General features: G+C 64.0%; 13 protein-coding genes. 8 read left to right on the top strand and 5 right to left on the bottom strand.

Going from position 1 to position 17,304, the window contains the following annotated elements:
* Positions 1 to 4: 4 nt before the first annotated feature.
* The 4 genes from I6F24_RS21300 to I6F24_RS21285 all read left to right on the top strand — a co-directional run bounded on the left by I6F24_RS21300 (position 5) and on the right by I6F24_RS21285 (position 6,945).
* Positions 5 to 1,429: an ATP-binding protein gene (locus tag I6F24_RS21300; protein WP_225114040.1), complete on the top strand. Its 1,425-nt coding sequence runs from the start codon at positions 5 to 7 to the stop codon at positions 1,427 to 1,429.
* 60 nt (positions 1,430 to 1,489) lie between these two features.
* The gene (gene rpoH, locus I6F24_RS21295; RefSeq protein ID WP_225151611.1) at positions 1,490 to 2,413 is read left to right on the top strand and encodes an RNA polymerase sigma factor RpoH; all 924 of its coding nucleotides are present in this window, start codon (positions 1,490 to 1,492) and stop codon (positions 2,411 to 2,413) included.
* Between the two features lie 81 nt (positions 2,414 to 2,494).
* Entirely contained in the window at positions 2,495 to 5,677 is a 3,183-nt protein-coding gene (locus tag I6F24_RS21290; RefSeq protein WP_225151609.1) for an efflux RND transporter permease subunit, read from the top strand.
* On the top strand, positions 5,674 to 6,945 hold the full coding sequence (locus I6F24_RS21285) for an efflux RND transporter periplasmic adaptor subunit (protein WP_225134981.1): 1,272 nt from the start codon (positions 5,674 to 5,676) through the stop codon (positions 6,943 to 6,945). The genes I6F24_RS21290 and I6F24_RS21285 overlap by 4 nt, the downstream gene beginning before the upstream one ends.
* 66 nt (positions 6,946 to 7,011) lie before the next feature.
* On the opposite strand, the gene I6F24_RS21280 is transcribed toward I6F24_RS21285, so the two are convergent.
* The gene (locus I6F24_RS21280) at positions 7,012 to 7,323 is read right to left on the bottom strand and encodes a hypothetical protein (protein ID WP_225151607.1); all 312 of its coding nucleotides are present in this window, start codon (positions 7,321 to 7,323) and stop codon (positions 7,012 to 7,014) included.
* Positions 7,324 to 7,769: 446 nt separating this feature from the next.
* On the opposite strand from I6F24_RS21280, the gene I6F24_RS21275 reads away from it, so the two are divergent.
* On the top strand, positions 7,770 to 8,201 hold the full coding sequence (locus I6F24_RS21275) for a hypothetical protein (protein WP_225151604.1): 432 nt from the start codon (positions 7,770 to 7,772) through the stop codon (positions 8,199 to 8,201).
* Here I6F24_RS21275 and I6F24_RS21270 read toward each other — a convergent pair.
* From I6F24_RS21270 to I6F24_RS21255, 4 genes are all read right to left on the bottom strand, one after another.
* Positions 8,184 to 8,999: an IclR family transcriptional regulator gene (locus I6F24_RS21270; protein ID WP_036026695.1), complete on the bottom strand. Its 816-nt coding sequence runs from the start codon at positions 8,997 to 8,999 to the stop codon at positions 8,184 to 8,186. The genes I6F24_RS21275 and I6F24_RS21270 overlap by 18 nt on opposite strands.
* A 113-nt stretch (positions 9,000 to 9,112) precedes the next feature.
* Positions 9,113 to 10,207 carry an extracellular solute-binding protein gene (locus I6F24_RS21265; RefSeq protein WP_036011588.1) on the bottom strand — a complete coding sequence of 365 codons (1,095 nt, stop codon included), beginning with the start codon at positions 10,205 to 10,207 and terminating at the stop codon, positions 9,113 to 9,115.
* A 32-nt stretch (positions 10,208 to 10,239) separates the two neighbouring features.
* A complete protein-coding gene (locus tag I6F24_RS21260) occupies positions 10,240 to 12,030 on the bottom strand; it encodes an ABC transporter permease subunit (protein ID WP_057026118.1) in 1,791 nt (596 codons plus the stop codon).
* On the bottom strand, positions 12,027 to 13,181 hold the full coding sequence (locus I6F24_RS21255; protein ID WP_225124506.1) for an ABC transporter ATP-binding protein: 1,155 nt from the start codon (positions 13,179 to 13,181) through the stop codon (positions 12,027 to 12,029). The genes I6F24_RS21260 and I6F24_RS21255 overlap by 4 nt, the downstream gene beginning before the upstream one ends.
* A gap of 242 nt (positions 13,182 to 13,423) precedes the next feature.
* Here I6F24_RS21255 and I6F24_RS21250 point away from each other — a divergent pair, with 242 nt between their 5' ends.
* Genes I6F24_RS21250 through I6F24_RS21240 form a run of 3 tightly spaced genes read left to right on the top strand, consistent with a single transcriptional unit; the run spans position 13,424 to position 17,297 of the window.
* Positions 13,424 to 14,233, top strand: a complete 810-nt coding sequence (locus I6F24_RS21250; protein WP_225151679.1) for a CoA transferase — start codon at positions 13,424 to 13,426, stop codon at positions 14,231 to 14,233.
* Positions 14,233 to 14,991, top strand: coding sequence for a CoA transferase (locus I6F24_RS21245; protein ID WP_225151602.1), 759 nt, complete (start codon positions 14,233 to 14,235; stop codon positions 14,989 to 14,991). Before I6F24_RS21250 ends, I6F24_RS21245 begins: the two co-directional genes overlap by 1 nt.
* Complete coding sequence (locus I6F24_RS21240) at positions 14,988 to 17,297, top strand: molybdopterin-dependent oxidoreductase (RefSeq protein WP_225151600.1); 2,310 nt, start codon at positions 14,988 to 14,990, stop codon at positions 17,295 to 17,297. Before I6F24_RS21245 ends, I6F24_RS21240 begins: the two co-directional genes overlap by 4 nt.
* Positions 17,298 to 17,304: the final 7 nt, after the last annotated feature.

Raw genomic sequence — 17,304 nt, 5'->3', positions numbered from 1 at the left:
GGCGATGCAGCAGACACAGTTGATCCGCTCCAGCACATTTCTCTGGGCTCTGGCCGTGGCGGCGTCCTTTGCGCTGTTCGTGGTCGCCTTGTTCGCCTTCATCTACTGGAAGCTCGATGCCTATCTGGTCGCGCGGTCCGATCGCATGATCACCACGCAGATCCACTTCGTCGCGAAATTGTCCCCGGCCCGCCGCGTCAACGCCATCGCGGATCACCTCGCGCAGGATTCCAGGGGCGTTCAGTACGCGGGACTGTTCGATGCTGCCGGCAAAAGGCTGGCCGGGAATATCGACCGCCTGCCGCGCGAACTCGGGCTCGATGGGGCGGCGCAGGGCGTGCAACTCGATCTGCTGGAGAAGCCGACGGCGCATGGTCCCGTCGTCAGGGTGGTCGGCAGCCGTCTCGAGGACGGCGATGTCTTGGTGATGGGACGGAACGTCGACGAGACGCGCGAGATATCGAGCGTGGTGGGCCAGGCCCTGGCCCTGGGTCTGCTGCCGGCCTTCAGCCTCTGCCTGCTTGCGGGTGCCTGGCTGAGCTTGCGCGCCCAGCGACGCGTAGAGGAGGTCAACCAGCGGGTCCAGCGCATCGTGGCCGGCGAGCTGCGCGAGCGGCTTCCGGAGGGCGGGACGGACGACCCGTTTGCGCGGCTGGCCAGGATCGTCAACGGCATGCTCGACGAGATGGAGACGATGATCAATGCGCTCGCCGGCGTCGGCAACGACATCGCTCATGATCTCAGGACGCCGCTGACCCGCGTCCGTCTGGCGCTGGAGCGCGGCCGGACCCATGCGGCGACGCTGGAACAGCTGCAGGACGTTGCGGACAAGGCCATCGCCGGCATCGATCAGTCGCTCGCGATCGTCACGGCCTTGCTGCGCCTGACAGAGATCGAGAACAACCGCCGTATGGCCGGGTTTGGCGACGTCGCGCTCGACGAGATTCTGCGGGAGGTGTGCGACGTCTACGACCCGATCGCCGAGGACAAGCATGTCGGGCTCGGCGTCGTCACCGAGTGCAATGTGCAGGTGTGGGGTGACCGCGACCTGCTGTTCGAGGCAGTCGCCAACCTCGTCGACAACGCCATCAAGTTCACGCCGTCCGGCGGGCGGGTGGACCTCGCCCTGCAGGCGGAGGACGAGACCGCGCTGGTGCGCGTTAGCGATACCGGGCCCGGCATCAGCGAGCAGGAGCGCGAAGCAGTGCTGCGGCGGTTCTACCGCTCCGACAAGATGCGCAATACGCCGGGCGTCGGGCTTGGACTGAGCCTGGTGGCGGCGATCGTCAAGCTGCACGGCTTCCGGCTGATCATTGGCCCGGCTCCCGGTGGGCGGATCGAGATCCTCGCCTGGACCGGGAGTGCGGGCAGGCCCATCGCGCGCCGGTCACGCGCATTGCTGCACGCAGACGCCGGCCAGATGGGATGAGCCAAATGACGTGTGGTGCCTCCGAGATCAATCAGCCGGCCCGGACTATAGGAGTGACAAATGCAGACGAGCCATGAGGTGGTGTGCCGCGATCCTGTTGCCGTGCCGATCGCAGCGGTGTCGACGCCGTTCCTCACCGCCTATTCCGCCGCAATCCGGCGCTACGAGCTACTTGAATCAGGTCAGGAGCAGCAGCTGGCGCGTCGCTGGCAGGAAACGCGGGACCGGCGCGCCGCGGATGCGCTCGTCACCAGCCATCTTCGGCTCGCCGCCAAGTTGGCGAGGGGTTACAAGGGATACGGTCTGCCGCTGGTCGATCTGATCGCGGAAGCGAACCTCGGCCTCGTGATCGCGGCGTCGCGCTTCGAGCCCGGGCACGGCGCCCGATTCTCCAGCTATGCGATCTGGTGGATCAAGGCCACCATTCACGACTACATCCTGCGATCGTGGTCCCTGGTCAAGATCGGGACGACGGCTGCGCAGAAGAAGCTGTTTTTCAAACTCCGCGGCGAGATCAGGAAAGCCACCAGCAGTGCGATGGCCGGGCTCACACCCGACGTCGCCGAATTGATCGCCGGGAAGCTCGAGGTGACGGCGCGCGAGGTGATCGAGATGGACGCGAGACTCCACCGCGACATGTCGCTGAACGCGCGCGTCGGTGACGAGGACGGTGGAACCGAGCTGGAGGCCCTGCTGGTCGATGGTGCGGTCGACGCCGAGACGATGCTTGCCGATCACGACCAGACGGAGCAGCGCAGCAGGGCTTTGCGCGCTGCACTGGACGGGCTCGCGCCGCGGGAGCGTCATATCTTCGAGGCGCGGCGCCTGAAGGAATGTCCTGTTACGCGCGATCAGCTCGCCCGAGAGCTGTCCATATCCAGCGAGCGGGTTCGGCAGATCGAGATCCGTACCTTCGCCAAAGTCAAACGGGCCGTCATGAACGCCGCGCATGATGTGTCACACGCCGCCGCGTGCAGCGACTGAATTCGTTTTCATTTGAACGGAGGCGCGGCCGCCCTCACTTGTCCGACGATCCTGCGTAACCCTGTTTCAGGCAGACCAATCATGGGAATTGTTCGCTTCGCGCTGCGGCTTCCGCATACTTTCTACGTGCTTGCGGCGTTGATCCTGTTCCTCGGCGGCATCGCAATTCGCTCGATGCCGACAGACATCTTTCCGGAGATCCGGATTCCCGTCGTCACTGTCATCTGGAGCTACACCGGCCTTTCCACGCCGGAGATGGAACAGCGCGTCAGCACCTACAGCCAGTATTCGATCAGCGCCAATGTCAGCGGTATCAAGAATATCGAGGCGCAGACCCTCAACGGCTTGTCGGTTCAGAAGATCTACTTTCAGCCGGACGTCAATCTCGATCTCGCGATCTCGCAGATCGTCTCGGCGACCAACGCCATCCGCGCTCTGATGCCTCCCGGCATCCAGCCGCCGATCATCGTGCAGTTCAATGCCTCAAGCGTGCCGGTGCTCCAGCTCAGCCTCGAATCGAACAACCTGAATGAGCAGCAGCTCTACGATTTCGGCATCTACCGGGTCCGCCAGCAACTGGCTCCCGTTCCAGGCGTGACCCTGCCCACGCCTACCGGCGGCAAATACCGCCAGATCATGGTTGACCTCGATCCGAACAAGCTGCTGGCGCGCGGATTGACACCGCTCGACATCGTCAACGCAGTGAACACGCAGAACCTGACGCTGCCGACCGGCACGACCAAGATCGGCGACACCCAGTACACCGTTCGTACCAACGCGACGCCGGCGACGATCCAGGATCTAAACATGATCCCGGTGAAGTTCGCGAACGGGGCGACGATCTTCCTGAAGGACGTCGCCCAGGTCCGCGACGGCGCCCAGGTTCAGCAGAACATTGTGCGCGAGGATGGCCACCGCGCCGTCCTGCTCAGCGTCATCAAGAACGGCAATGCCTCCACGCTGGCCGTCGTCAACGGCGTGAAAGCGGCCCTGACGTCGATCCGCGCGTCGGCGCCCGCGGGGCTGAAGGTGAACGAGCTGTTCGACCAGTCAATCTTCGTCACACACTCGGTCGATGGTGTGCTGCGCGAAGGCGCGATCGCGGCGGGCCTGACGGCATTGATGATTCTGGTGTTCCTGGGATCGTGGCGATCGACGCTCGTCGTCCTGATCTCGATCCCGCTGGCGATGCTGTCCTCGCTGATCGTCCTCTATTTCCTCGGCGAGACCCTCAACACCATGACGCTCGGCGGCCTTGCTCTTGCCGTCGGTATTCTCGTCGACGATTCGACGGTGACGATCGAGAACACGCACCGGCTCTGGACCGAGGAAGGCATGCCGCTGCCGGACGCGACACTGCACGGAGCCGCCGAAATCGCCATTCCGACGCTGGTCTCGACGCTCGCGATCAGTTGCGTGTTCATCTCGGTCGTATTCCTCGAGGGCCCGGCCAAATATCTCTTCACGCCACTTGGCCTTGCCGTGGTGTTCGCGATGCTGGCGTCTTATGGCCTGTCGCGGACGCTGACGCCGATCACGATTGGCCTGCTCCTGAAGGGCGAGCAACGTCATGGCAAGGGCAATCGGCCGTCAAACATCCTCGCACGCGCCTCCGCGGCATTCGAGCGCGGTTTCGAACGCCTGCGCGACGGCTATTCCGATCTGCTGCTGAAACTGCTGCGGCACCGCGCAGTGATACCCGTCGTCGCCCTGCTGGTGCTGGCGCTCGGTGCCACGATGTTCGCCTATGTCGGCCAGGACTTCTATCCCCTGATCGACGGCGGCCAGATCCAGCTCCATGTTCGCGCCCCCGCGGGCACGCGGATCGAGCGGACGGAAGCGATCTTCCAGGCAGTTGAGGACAAGATCCGCGAGGTCATTCCCGAGCACGACCGGGCGCTGATCGTCGATAATATCGGCCTGCCGGCGCGGCCCTATAACCTTGCTTTCACGGACGGTTCCACCATCGGGGTGAACGACGGCACCATTCTCGTGTCGTTGAAGGAAGGGCACCAGCCGACGGCGGATTACATCAGGAGGCTGCGGCAGGTGCTGCCGAGGGCATTCCCGGAGGACACGTTCTATTTCCAGGCGGCCGATATCGTCACGCAGATCCTGAACTTCGGTCTCCCGGCGCAGATCGATGTCCGCACGGTCGGTTACGGCAACAACAATCTCGCCGTCGCCAAGGAACTGCAAAAGAGTCTCGCCGCGATCCCCGGCGTGGTCGATGCACATCTGCAGCAGGAGGTCGATGCTCCCGCATTCTACGCCGACATCGACCGCACCCGCGCCGCGCAACTCGGTCTCAATGCGAGCACGGTGGCAACCAACATCAATGTCAGCCTCTCATCGTCCGCGCAGGTCTCGCCGAACTTCTGGACGGATCCGACTTCCGGCATTCCCTATTACCTGGCTGTGCAGACGCCAGAGTACAGTACCAATTCGCTGAACGCGCTGGGCAATACGCCGGTTTCGGCCTCGCTTGCCGCAAGCGGGCAGACGGTGCCGGGCCTGCTCAGCAATGTTGCGACCTTCAAGCGGGGCACCGTTCCGACCAACTCGAACCAAGCCAATGTGCAGCCGGTTTACGATGTCTATGCGAGCGTGCAGGGCCGTGATCTCGGCAGCGTCGCGGCTGACATCGAGAAGGTGACGTCCACGCTGCAGAAGCAACTCCAGCCGGGCAACTCGATCCAGGTTCTCGGTCAGATCCAGAGCATGCACCAATCGTTCCGCGATCTCTCCCTTGGACTGCTGTTCGCGGCCATCCTCGTCTACCTGCTGATGGTCGTGAACTACCAGAATTTTGGCGATCCCTTTGTCGTCATCCTGGCACTGCCGGCGACATTCTGCGGCATCGTGACGATGCTGTTTATCACCGGGACGACGCTGAACGTGCCTTCGCTGATGGGAGCCATCATGGCGATCGGCGTAGCCTCCGCGAACTCCATCCTGCTCGTGACATTCGCACGCGACGAGCAATTGAAGGGGCATTCGGCATTCCAGGCGGCGCAGAGCGCAGGCCGGACGCGAATCCGGCCCGTGCTGATGACCGCGGCGGCGATGATCGTCGGCATGATCCCGATGGCGATCGGCGGGCCCGGCGAGGAGCAGAATGCAGCGCTCGCGCGGGCGGTCATCGGCGGTCTGCTGTTTGCAACACCGACCACCCTGCTGATCGTGCCTTATCTCTTCGCCATGCTGCGCAAAGGCAACGACGGCAAGCCTCATCATGGGGTATTCGAGGAGCAACCGGAATGAGTGACGTTCGCGCAAGGACCGATGACGACGGGGCGACACACCGCCCGGGGGCGGAGAGCCTCCGGATTGTGGAACTGCCGGGAAAGGGCCCTCGATCCGGACGCCGTTACGGCGGCGCGCTGCTCGGCGGAGGCGTGCTCCTGCTGCTTGCGTGCGGTCTCGGCATCGGCGGCTGGCGGCACTATGAGGCCATGCGTGGCGTTGCCGCTGTGGCAGAGCAGGCTCGAACCAACCTTCCCGAGGTTCGGGTCGCGACGGTGAAGCCCGGAGGCGACATCATGAAGGTGAGCCTGCCGGCGACGACGACCGCGTTCGAGGCGGCCAACATCTTCGCGCGGACCAGCGGCTACATCGAGAAGCGCTACGTCGATATCGGCGATCGGGTCAAGAAGGGAGAGCTGCTCGTGGAAATCACTGCGCCCGAGCTCGACCAGCAAATCGCGCAGGCCCAAGCGACGCTCGCGCAGGACCAGGCCGCGCTTCAGCAGGCGGAGGCAAGCCGGGAGCTGGCCGACGTGACCAACTCGCGCGACAGCAATCTCGTCAAGCAGGGCTGGTTGACGGCACAACAGGGCGACAACGATCGTCTCACCCTGCGCGCGCAGCAAGGCGCGGTGGGTGTCGCCCAGTCGAACATCACGGCGCAGGAAGCGCAGATCCGAGTTCTCCAGCAGGAGAAGTCCTATCAGCGTGTGGTGGCGCCATTCGACGGCGTGGTCACGCAGCGTAACGTGGACAACGGCAGCCTGGTATCAGCCGGGTCCACCTTCATGTTCACGCTGATGCATTCCGACGTGATCCGAACCCAGGTGTTCGTGCCACAGGACGAAGCGTTCGGCGTTGGTCCGGGCGTCGATGCAGATATCCGCGTCCCCGAGATTCCGGGGCGGACGTTTGCGGGCAAGGTCACGCGGATCGCAACCGCGCTGCAGCCGGGAAGCCGGACGCTGCTAACCGAGATCGACGTGCCCAATCCGGATGGCCTGCTCAGTCCGGGCATATACTGCACGGTCGAACTATCGATTCCGCGCAGGACAGCATCGACGACGATCCCATCCGATGCGCTCGTCTTCGACCAGAACGGCCTCCATGTCGTGGTCGTGCGCAACAACACGGTCCATTTTCAGCAGGTCTCGATCACCCGGGATTTCGGCACCACGGTGGAAGTGCGCGACGGCGTGCAGCCCGGCGACCAGGTCGTGCTCAATCCCGCGGTCAATCTGGCGGAGGGAAGCAAGGTCACCGTTCGCAAGAGCGAGGCGAGCTAGGACGCGAAAGATGATGCGAATTGTACTCGCAGCGGCGACGGCGTTGCTGCTCGGAAGCTCTGCTGGTCAGGCACAGGTCGCAACGACCGGCACTACTGCAATGGATCTGCCGACGGTGCCGGGCGCGATCGTGGTCTCACCGCTCAACAGTCCCGGGCCGTTTTCCGCAATGACCGTGTCAGGTGCTCCGGACACGACGCTGGCGCCGGTTCCGCTCGCGTCGGATCCGACGACGCCGGGGACGGTGGTCGTCTGCGCTCCGCCGTCGTCATCGCCGACGCCGGTGCCGGCGACGCCGAGCGTATCGCCGACAGGCCTTGCACCACCGGACATCGCGGCGCCGTTGCTGCCGGTGATAAGGCGGAACAGCAGCGCCACCGGTACGATCTCCTCAGCTGCGCCCTCAGGAACAGGTACGACGGTCGGATGCAGCTCGACGCCGGGGGGAGAGGTGACGAGCGCTGCGTCCCTGCCATTGTCGATCCCGCAAGTGGCTACAAGCCCCGCACCTGGTACGATTCAGGCGGAAGCCAGTGGTGCCGGTGGGACGGGTATAGACCCGAACGCTGCGGTTGTGCCCAGCCCGAACAGCTCGGCTTGCATGGAAGGCGTCTCGATGAATCTCGCCTCGCCTGCGACTGTGCTGCCGGCGAACGCTTCAGGCGCAGCACCAACGCCCGGCGTGTCGCCGGTGCTGCCGCCCGGATGCTGAAGTCGGACGCAGATCGAACCCCTAGTGGCAGGTGCAAGACGCAGCAAGCATCGCACTGAAATTCATCAAGAAGGCTCGGTGCGATCCCGGCCCGTGTGTGGCCTATTGTTCGATGAGTGCTGTTTATGCATGGACAAGACTCCACCTGATTGCATTGACATTAGAAACCTGCGCTCGGGCGAGTATTTCCAGAACGCACGTCCTGCTCCCACGGCTGCACGACCGCGTTGCGCGCATCGCCTTGCCTTCGACCCTTGAGCGGCATTTGCTATCTCAGGACGGCCCGCGCGCGTGCGATCTCCCGGCTGCACGCGTCGATGTCGCCGCTGCGATCGGCGGCGCGGGCGCGGTCGAGCGAATCAAGCGCGTCCGTGAAGCCGATGCCGTTGTCGCCCTCGGCTTTTGCGAAGGAGCGGGGGATGCCCACTTCCTGGCCGGGTATACGGGTGCGGACCTCGATCTGAAGTCTGCGATGGACGAGCAGCGGCTGCTTCCGTTGCCCGGCACCAACGCCGTCCTGGAAAGATCAGGTGGCTCGTCGTGATTGATGTGACTGTCTAGGACCGCCTCGCATTGCTGGATATGCCGCCGGCCTACTGGAATAGCCGAGGGCAGCGCCGATGGTTCGGGCTGCCTCCATCACGTGAACCGAATATTCTTTTATCTGCTTGCGCTTGATGCGGCTGTCGGGCCCGGACATGCCAATCGCTCCCACGAGTTCGCCGGAACGACCGAGGATGGCACAAGCGCAGGCGGCGATGCCCTCGCGCCACTCGCCGTGCAGGACGGAGGAGTAGCCCTGCGCGCGTGCCAGCTCGATGTCCTCCCGCAGCTCCTCGATCGTCGTTCGCGTCGCTTCCGTGTAGCGCCTCAGATGCGGCCGGAACCGTTCCAGGTAGTCATCAGGCATATGTGCGAGCATCGCTTTGCCTGTCGCCATGGTGAAAGCGGGTGCGCGCATGCCCACGCTTGTATGGGCGCGGATATGGTGAGCGCTTTCGATCTTGTCGACATAGACCACGTCGGTGTCCTCGAGCACCGACAGGTGAATGGTTTCGCCGGTGATCTCGGCAAGCTTCGTCATTGCCGGTCGCGCGACGTTGATGAGATCCATCCGGTGGATGACATGGCTGCCGAGCGCCCAGATCTTGGTCGTGAGCTCGTAGGTGCTGTGCGGGGGGATCTGGCGCACATAGCCTTGAGACTGCAAAGTCATCAGCAGCCGATGCACGTTGCTCTTGGTGAGCTTCAGCTCGCTCGCGAGGTCAGTGACGCCGCGGGGCTGCTCGCTCAGAGCAAGTGCTTCCAGGAGACGCAGTCCCTTGGTAAAAGCCTTATCCATCCACCAGCCAAAATAGAATGATATTTCACTCGATCTAGCATGGCCGCGCGAACGGCAATAGCCCGGGTGTGGAATTAACCCCGATCCTTTCGGATCGGGGCTGATCAGCCTGCTTACTGGGCCAGCAAGGCGTTGAGCTTCTCCTGCCCGTACTCTTCATTGGTGGAATTTCCAGCCGGCGAAGTCGCGCCCCAATAATCCGGGCTCCATTCGATCGCTTTCGAGACGTTGTCCGGGTTGTTGGCCCAGTAGCGCGCGAGCTTCTTGTCGGTTGCGGCCTCGAACACGACCTGGGAGGGAAGGGCGACCGGGAAGGTCGAGGTGAGCTGCGCCGCGCGCTTGGGCTCGAGCCGCCAGGACAGCAGTTTCAGCGCGTTGTCGTAGTTCGGCGCTCCCTTGGGAATCGAGAAGAAGTCGTAGTAGATGAAGCCCTGATTGAAAGTCAGCTCGATCGGGGCGCCCTCCAGCGCGAGCTTGCTCATCGAACCGGTGTAGGCCATGCACATGTCGGCCTCGCCGTCGAGCAGGAGCTGCGGCGGCTGTGCGGATGTCGTCCACCATTTGGCAATGTGTGGCTTGATCTCCTTGACCTTCTTCAGCGCCCGCTCCATGTCGATCGGGTAGAGCTTGCTCTTCTCTACGCCGTCGGCCATCAGCGCCGCCTCGAAGACGAAACGCGGCCAGGCGGGCATGCAGCGCCGGCCAGGGAATTTCTTCACGTCCCAAAAGTCGGCCCAGCTGGTCGGCACGTTCTCGCCCTTGTACTTGTCCTTGTTGTAGACGAGGCCGACGCCGATCACCTGCAGCGCCACGCCCTTCTTGCGCTTCAGATTGTCCGGCATGGCCGCCAGCGTCTGCTTGGCGGCGTCGGACAGCTTGGAATAGTCGATGTCGGCGAGGCAACAGTCGCCGAGCAGCTTGGTCTCCTGGTCGAAGATGAACGTCAGGTCCCATTGAGCTTTGCCGGCCTCGGCCTGAGCCTTGATGCGTGGGCCGCTACGCGCCTCCTGGACGGTGACCACCTTGATGCCGGTCGCCTTCTCGAACGGATCGTACATGACCTTGCGCAATGCATCGCCATATCCGCCGCCCGGGTCCTGCATGATCACGACGTTGCTCTGAGCCTGAGCCGGGCCCGTCCCCATCGCGATGCACAGGGCCGAGGCCAATACGGAAACCGACAGTCGCCAGCGTTTCATTCCCAGCATTTTCTCTTTCCTCCAGTTGAAATTGATCTGTGTCACGTTGCCTTCCGCGACGTGGCGAGAACGGGCCGTGCAAGGACGAGCCCTGCGACCACCAGCAGCACCTCCAGCGTCGAGACCACGGCCAGCACCGGATTGAGCCGGTAATTGATGTCGCCCCACAGCATGAGCGGGAGCGTCTTCAGCTCCGCGCTCGACAGGAACAGCGTCAGCACCAACTCGTCGAACGAGTGCAGGAAGGCGAAGAATGTCGCTGCAGCGAGGCCCGGCATGATGGCCGGCAGCGTCACCAGGCGGAACACCGTCAGGGACGATGCGCCATGGACGGCAGCCGCCTGTTCGAGCCTTGTATCGACGCCTTGAAGCGATGCGGACAGGATCACCACGACGAGGGGAAGGCCGCCGATCGCATGCGCCGCGGCAAGGCCGAAGACGGAGCCGACCAGGTCGAAACGCAGGAACAGGCTGTAGAGCGACAGGCCGAGCACGACCGGAGGCACGATGATCGGACTTACGAGCAGCAGCATGATGGTGGACTTGCCGCGAATGCTGCTCCTGACGATGCCGAGGGCGGCCGACGCGCCCAGCACGATCGCGATTCCGGCCGACATCGCCGCAACGACCAGGGATGTCCAGAACGCCCGCATCCAGTTCGAATCGGAAAAGAACTGCTCATACCAGCGAAATGAGAAACCCGGCGGCGGGAAGGTCAGATAGCTTGCGCTGCTGAACGAAATGATCATCACCACGATGATCGGCAGGATGAGAACGGTAATGACCAGTCCGCCCAGAAGGCGAACTGTCCAGGTCCCGAAGCTCGCCGGCAGCCGCCCGAAAAGTCTCAGAAGCGGCCAGCCTATCAAGTCGGCAGCTGAGGCGCCGAAACTGCGGCGGCCGTCATCGGCGGCGTGGCGGTCAGTCGTCGTCGGTGCGGCCTCGGTCAGCTTGCGGCCGCCCCAGATGAACTCGAAGCCGAGGAAGCGTCCGGCCACCGCGACCACCGCCAGCGTGATCGTCAGCAGCACCACGCCCAAGGCCTGCAGGAATCCCTCCGATGTGACCGAGTCCGCCTGCTGCGTGATATGCATGGCAAACATCTGGTCGCCGGGACCCCCGAGCAGCGTGGGCGTAATGAAGAACCCGATCGCTGCGACGAAGACCAGCAGGAAGCCGGCGCCCATCCCGGGTAGGGTCAGCGGCAGCAACACGCGCCAGAACGCCGCAATGGGCCCGGCGCCGCTGGCCAGCGCCGCGCGGGTCAGGCTTTGATCGAGGCGCGCCACGCTGGAATAGATCGTCAGCACCATCAGCGGCAGAAGCACCGCGGTCATGCCGAGAAGTACCGTGCCGCGATTGAAGAGGAGCTGCACCGGCTCGCTCAATATTCCGACCGAAACCAGCAGCTTGTTGACCGGCCCGTTGCGGCCGAGCAGGACCATCCAGGCGTAGGTTCGGATCAGGATGGCGATGAAATAGGGCAGCACGATCGCGGTCGCGATCAGGGCCTGGGTCATGCCGCGGCTGCGGTGAATGAGCAGCGCCGTCGGATATCCGAACAGCAGGCACAGTCCGGCGACGGTGACCGAGATCTGCATCGTGCGGACGAGCGAATCCCAATAGAGCGGTATGGCGAATACCCGCTCGAAATAGGTCGACCACGACGGCCCGCTCACGCTGATGCGGATGAGATCGATCAGCGGGAGCAGATAGATGAAGGCCAGAAACGCGAGCGCGGGCAGGAGCAGCAGCGCCGGATCCTTCAACCTCCTGACGAGATCGAGATCCGCAGGACGGCCTGCCTGGGCGCCGATCGATGCCGCGGTCATGCAAGCACCCAGCAGTCCGCGGCGCCCCAGCTCACGTGCAGACGATCGCCGACGGCCGGCAGCGGCCGGTCGGCCATGTCGGTGCAGCGGATCAGGAGCGGATCTCCGCCCTCCATTTGCGCCTCGATCCGCAGGATCTCGCCGAGGAAGATCGCAGACGTGACGCTGACGGGCGTGGAATTCGCAGCCGGCTCGTTCGACACGGCGATGCGTTCCGGACGCACGAGCACAGTTGCGCGTCCGACGTCGATCGTGTCCCGGCTTTCGGCGCTGAACACGTATCCTGCACGGTTCTTCATCGTCAGTGTCGATCCGCGCTTCTGCAGGATCTCGGCCTCGATCAGATTGCTCTCGCCGACGAACGAGGCGACGAAGCGATCTGTCGGATGCCGGTAGATGTCCAGGGGGCGGCCGATCTGAACGATCTTGCCGGCGTTGAGTACCGCGATGCGGTCGCTCATCGTCAGGGCTTCGCCCTGGTCATGGGTGACGAACAGGATCGTGCTGCCGATGGTCTGGTGAAGGTCGCGGATCTCGATCTGGATCTGTTCGCGCAACCGCCGGTCGAGGGCGCTGAGGGGCTCGTCCATCAGCACGACCTTGGGCTTCCTGACGATGGCGCGGGCAATCGCGACGCGCTGCTGCTGTCCACCCGACATTTGCGAGGGAGACTTCGTCGCATGCTCCGTCAGCCGCATGATCTCCAGCGTTTCGGCGACGCGCCGCTCCGCAGTCGCCCGGTCGACCCCCGCCATCCGAAGCGGAAACGCGACGTTCTGGCTGACCGTCATGTTCGGAAACAGCGCGTAGCTCTGGAACACCATGCCGAAGCCGCGCTTGTGCGTGGGTACGTTGTGGACCGGCTTGCCGTCGACGAGGATCTCGCCGCTGTCGAGGCTCTGGAATCCGGCGACAAGGTTGAGCAGCGTCGTCTTTCCGCTGCCGGATGGGCCAAGAAGCGTGATGAATTCGCCGGGCTCGATGTCGATGCTGATCCGGTCGACCGCATGAAAGTTGCCGTAAGCTTTCACCGCTTCACGGACGGCAATGCTCGATCCGAACGCGTCGCGGTCCCGGAGGCGGCCGGTCGGCAATGTCCGAACGTTCGCATCGCCAGAGCGCATCGCACGCTGAGCCGAAGGCTCGCCCATTCTATCCTCCCAGTATGTTCTATATTATAGAACGTCATTCCAATTATTGTTGGAGCAGCGCGTCGTCTTGTCAAGTCGCGCCGCCTGATCGCGGCGCAAAGGTGCGCTGCTGCGGCCGGCTGCGCGCGAAAGTCCTGGAAATGAAGGCTCCGCCGGCGAAGCCAGATTGACAGCATCGTCCAAATCCGCCTAACATAATTTGGAATTGCGTTCTACAATATAGAACAAGGCTGGGGAGGATGATGGTGTTGAGCGAGCCTCGCGTCATGGCGAAGCACATCGAGCCGGGCATGCGAGTCGCACTGCCCGTCGATTACGCCGGCGTCTCCATGGCCATGACGCGTCCAATGATCGAGCATGGCGCGGGCGATCTCGATCTGGTCTGCGTGCCAACCGGCGGATTGCAGCTCGACCAGCTTGTCGGCGCAGGTCTGGTCCGGACGGTGGAGACCAGTGCGGCCTCGCTGGGCGAAGCAGGTGGAGCGCCCCGGTTCAACGCGGCGGTCAAGGAAGGCGCGGTTCGACTGAAGGACGCGACCTGTCCTGCCATCCATGCGGGCCTGATGGCGGCGCAGAAGGGCAGCCCCTTCATGCCCCTTCGCGGGCTGATCGGAACGGATCTGCTGCGCCACCGCGACGATTGGCGTGTCGTCGACAATCCGCTGGCGGATGGAGGCGATCCGATCGTGCTGATTCCCGCCATCAAGCCCGACGTCACGATCTTCCATGTGCCGATGGCTGATCGCTTCGGCAATGTCTGGATCGGGCGACGCCGCGAGCTTGCCGCAATGGCCTACGCTTCGCAGACAGTTCTCGTCACGGTGGAGCGCATCGTCGAGGAAAATCTGCTCGCCAACGAGATGAGCGCGGCCGGCGTGCTGCCGGCACTCTACGTCACGGCAGTCGCGCGCGCACCGAAGGGCGCATGGCCATACGGTTTATGGGGCGAGTATCCCGCCGATAGCGCGGAGATCGCGCGTTATGCGAAGGCCGCGCGAACGGCCGATGGCTTCTCGGCCTATATGGCGCAGGCGCAGATGGAGCCCGCGTGATGTCGGACGTTCTCCCTCGCGAAGTGCTGATTTGCACGATCGCGCGGCTGCTCGATGGCGTCAGGCATGTTGCCGTAGGCGCCTCCTCTCCGATTCCTGCCGCTGGCGCGATGCTGCTGCGTGCAATGAAGGAGGCGCGTGGCGCCGTTGGTCCACGCATCTCCATCCTCGGTTCTGTCGAGCATAATTTCTTCACCAACGGTTCGGCGGAGCTGTTCGATTGTGCAGGTCAGGGCCGGATCGACGCGTTCTTTCTCGGCGGCGGCCAGATCGACGGCCTCGGCAACGTGAACCTCGTCGGCACCGGTGATTATCCGCGCTCGAGCGTGCGCTGGCCCGGCTCGTTCGGGTCGGCCTATCTCTATTTCGTCGTGCCGCGGGTCATCCTGTTCCGCGAGGAGCATACGCCGCGCGTCTTCGTGGAGAAGGTGGACTTCATCAGTGCCCCCGGCGTCAGCCCCGAGGGCGTGTTTCGGAGCGGCGGCCCCGTGGCTCTCCTGACCGGCAAGGGCCTCTTTCGATTCGACAAGACGCGGCCCGGGTTCGATCTCGAGAGCGTCCATCCCGGGCACGATCTTGCGGAGATCAAGCAGGCGACCGGCTTTCGCTTCGCCCATGACGCCGAGCCGCGGCAGACGGCGCTGCCCGATCGATCGACGCTGGAGCTGCTCCGCGGCCGCGTGTTCGACGAGCTCGCCGAGACCTATCCCGAATTCGCCGCGCAGATGCGGCGCGAACTTGGAGCGGTGGACGCATGAGCAGGATCAAGCGGATCCCGCATTGCAGCCATTGGGGTGCGTACACGATCCTTGTCGAGGATAACCGCATCGTCGGCGTCGAACCGTTCCAGCATGATCCGGCGCCGTCCCCAATCATCCATTCCATTGCCGAATGGGCCAATCCCGAACGGCGCATGCTGCGGCCGATGGTCCGTTCCGGCTGGCTGGACAAGCGCGAGAAAAGCGATCGCCGGGGACGCGGCCGGGAGAAATTCGTGCCGGTCAGCTGGGACGAGGCGACGACGCTGGTTGCGGACGAAGTGCGTCGCGTGGCGGGCACGTTCGGCAATGCGTCGATCTTCGCGGGCTCCTATGGCTGGACCAACTCCGGCCGCCTGCATCATGCTTCTTCGCTTCTCAAGCGCATGCTCAATCTGGTTGGCGGCTTCACCAGGCATGTCGACACCTATTCCATCGCCGCGGGCCCCGTGATCCTGCGCCACGCGTTGGGCAACGACGATGCCTGCGGTGGCCGCGCCAATACGCTCGACACTATCGCGCAGCACACCGAGACGCTGGTGGTGTTCGGCGCTCTCTCGCCGCGAACCGCGCAAAACGAGGCCGGAGGAATTGGCAGCCATCGCCTGGAGACCTATCTCAGGCAGATCGTCGAACGCGGCGTCAAGATCATCCACGTCTCGCCGCTGAAGGACGATCTGCCCGACTGGGTCAACGCCGAATGGTGGCCAATCCGGCCGAACACGGACACGGCGTTGATGCTCGGCCTCGCCGGCGAGATCGTGAAGGCAGGCCGGCACGACACGGATTTCCTCAAGCGCTGCACCAGCGGTGCGGATCGCTTTCTTGGCTATCTCGCGGGCCAGGCGGATGGCCGACGCAAGGACGCCGTGTGGGCCGCCGGCATCTGCGGGCTCGATGCGGACCAGATCGCCGAGCTCGCAAGGCGCCTGGTCGACACGCGCAGCATGCTGACCGTAAGCTGGAGCCTGCAGCGTGCCCATCACGGCGAACAGCCGTTCTGGGCAGCGCTCGGACTTGCATCGCTCGTCGGCCAGATCGGATTGCCGGGCGGCGGCGTCGGTTACGGCTACGCTTCCCTGGGCGGCGTCGGGGCCCCGATCAACCTCGGCCGCGCTCCTGCCATTTCACAGCTGAAGAGGCCGATCGACAGCTTCATCCCCGTGGCGCGGATCAGCGACATGCTGCTCAATCCCGGCGGGTCGTTCAGCTATGAAGGCGAGATCCGCACTTATCCCGATACGAGGCTGGTCTATTGGGCGGGCGGCAATCCCTACCACCATCATCAGGACCTCAATCGCCTGTCGGAAGCCTGGACGCGGCCCGAAACGATCATCGTGCAGGACCCGATGTTCACCGCGACGGCCCAGCGGGCCGACATCGTGCTGCCGGCCACGACGTCGATCGAGCGCAACGATCTTGCCGGCAACAGACGCTCCGACTTCATCCTGGCCATGAAGCAGGCCATCGAGCCGCTGGGCGAATCCCGCTCCGACTTCGCGATCTTCGACGCGATTGCAGGCAAGCTCGGCGTGGCCGATCGGTTCAACGAAGGCCGGGACGAAATGGGTTGGGTCCGGCATCTCTACGAAGCCTGCCGCAGCGACGCCGCGCAGCGCTTCGGCTTCGAGATGCCGGATTTCGATGCGTTCTGGGAAGCCGGCTATGCCCGCTGCCCGGTCAAGACAGACCATACGTACTTGACCGACTTCCGCAACGAGCCGGAGGAGCACGCGCTCAAGACCGAAAGCGGAAAGATAGTGCTCGGCAGCGAAACTCTGGCCAGGCTGGACTATGCCGACTGCCGCTCGCATCCCGCTTGGATCGAGCCGGCTGAATGGCTCGGCAATGCCACCGCCGGCCAGATGCATTTGGTGTCGCATCAGCCGGCCGGCCGTCTTCACAGTCAACTCGAAACCGGCGCATCGAGCCGGGCCATGAAGTGCAACGGCCGTGAACAGGCTCGTCTTCATCCTGACGATGCGGCAGCTCTCGGCGTCGAAGACGGCCAGACCATCCGCGTCTGGAACGGCCGTGGCGAGTGCCTTGCGACGGCGGAGGTCACCGACAAAGTCCGTCAAGGCGTGCTGGTACTTCCGACCGGTGCTTGGTTCACGCCGACAGGCAATAGCGGTCTGGAGGTCGCCGGCAATCCAAACGTGCTCACGCTCGATATCGGCACGTCTCAATTCGGCCAGGGCTGTTCGGCCCATACCTGCCTGGTGCGGGTCGAGCCCTATGCGGCCGATCGGCGCGATGCGTTCGAGGCCTATCAGGAAACGCTCGTCGCGCTTGCGGCAGTCTAACAGGAGC

Source organism: Bradyrhizobium sp. BRP23, from assembly GCF_020194135.1.
GTDB lineage: Bacteria > Pseudomonadota > Alphaproteobacteria > Rhizobiales > Xanthobacteraceae > Bradyrhizobium > Bradyrhizobium yuanmingense.
Note: the sequence above shows the minus strand (reverse complement) of the source record. Positions and strands in the feature narration are given on the sequence as shown.